Annotated in this window: 1 protein-coding gene; it reads left to right on the forward strand. The window is 75.9% G+C overall.

The features are described from left to right. Positions 1-32: 32 nt before the first annotated feature. Entirely contained in the window at positions 33-1,526 is a 1,494-nt protein-coding gene (locus P3T39_RS37330; protein ID WP_280703779.1) for an exopolysaccharide biosynthesis polyprenyl glycosylphosphotransferase, read from the forward strand. Positions 1,527-1,644 lie beyond the last annotated feature (118 nt).

The raw sequence follows: 1,644 nt of genomic DNA on the forward strand, positions 1-1,644 counted from the left end.
GGCGGGTACACAGCAGGGGAGTTCGTGCGCTGATGACCATTGACCACGAGAGCGTGCCGCGCCCTGGCCGCCCCCTGCCGAACTCCCGGCGGATCGCCACCGGGCTCCTGGACCGGCCGAAGCCGGCCTCCCAGACCCGTGCCTCGGCGGCGCTCGGACGTCACCGCAGGCCCTTCCGCTCCCGCCTCGCCCTGCCGATCGGACTGCTGGCCGTCGACACCCTGGCCGTCTGCACCGCCACCACCCTCACCGCGGACCGGACCGGCCAGCCCCTGCTGGGCACCGCCGCCGTTCTGCCCCTGCTGCTCCCGCTCAACCTGGCGGCCGGCCTCTACCGCACCAGGCTCACCCTCTCCGCCCTCGACGAACTCCCCGCGCTGGCCACCAGGGCCACCGTCGCACTGGCCTTCGCCGTCACCCTCTCCGCCTGCCTGGAGGGTCTGCCCCACACCGCCGCGCACCCGCCGCGCCTGCTCGCCACCCTCACCGCGCTGGTCCTGCTCGCGGCGGGCGGCCGCGCCTTCGTCTACCACCTGCTGCGCCGCGCCCGCCGCCGCCGCCCCAGCCCGGCCCTGGTGCTCGGCGCGGGCGAGCTCGGCCAGCGCGTCGCCGCCGCCCTGACCGAGCACCGCGAGTACGGGCTGCGCCCGGTCGGCTATCTCGACCCCGGCCCGGTGCTGCTCGCCGCCGACGCCAAGCTGCCCGTCCTCGGCGGGCGCGAGGTGCTCGAACGCGAGATCCGCCGCAACCGCATCCACCATGTCGTGGCCACCGACGGCGCCGCCGACGAGGCCGAGACCGCCGCCTCCCTCCGCGAGGCCGCCCGGCTCGGCTGCCAGGTCTGGCTGGTACCCGCCCTGCGCGAGTACGGCTCGGTGGCCGGGCCCGACCGCGACCAGCTCTGGGGCTTCCCCTGCCTCAAACTCGGCCGCCCGGCGATGCGCCGGCAGGGCTGGCCCGTGAAGCGGGCCCTGGACATCCTCGCCTCCGGCCTCGGCCTGCTCGCGCTCGCACCCGTGCTGGCCGCCTGCGCGCTGGCCGTCCGCTTCGACACCGGCCCCGGCGTCCTCTTCCGCCAGCAGCGCACCGGACTCGACGGGCGGGTCTTCACCGTCCTCAAGTTCCGCACCCTGCGCCCCAGCAGCGAACACGAGTCCGCCACCCGCTGGAACATCTCCCAGGACCACCGGATGGGCACCGTCGGCCGCCTGCTGCGCCGCAGCTCGCTGGACGAGCTCCCGCAGCTGTGGAACGTGCTGCGCGGCGACATGAGCCTGGTCGGCCCGCGCCCCGAGCGGCCCTACTTCGTGATGCGCTTCGGCCAGGCGTACCCCGAGTACGCCGACCGCCACCGCGTCCCGGTCGGACTCACCGGCCTCGCCCAGGTCAACGGCCTGCGCGGGGACACCTCGATCGAGGACCGGGCCCGCTTCGACAACCGCTACGTCGAGAGCTGGAGCCTGTGGCAGGACGCCAAGATCCTGCTCCGCACCGCGGTGCTGATGCTGCACCCGGACGGGAGCTGAGATGTCCCTCGCCCTGCCCGGGCAGTCGCCCCCCGGGGCCCCCGCCCCCTCAAACCCGCCACCGCCGCGACGGCCGCGGTCCGCCCGGCCGCCCACCTCACCCTCCGCCGCCGCCACC

It is taken from the genome of Kitasatospora sp. GP82 (assembly GCF_029892105.1).
Lineage (GTDB): Bacteria > Actinomycetota > Actinomycetes > Streptomycetales > Streptomycetaceae > Kitasatospora.

Bases quoted from the DNA above. Each gene is read 5' to 3' on its own strand.
- P3T39_RS37330 (WP_280703779.1), top strand. From the start codon at position 33: ATGACCATTGACCACGAGAGCGTGCCGCGCCCTGGCCGCCCCCTGCCG.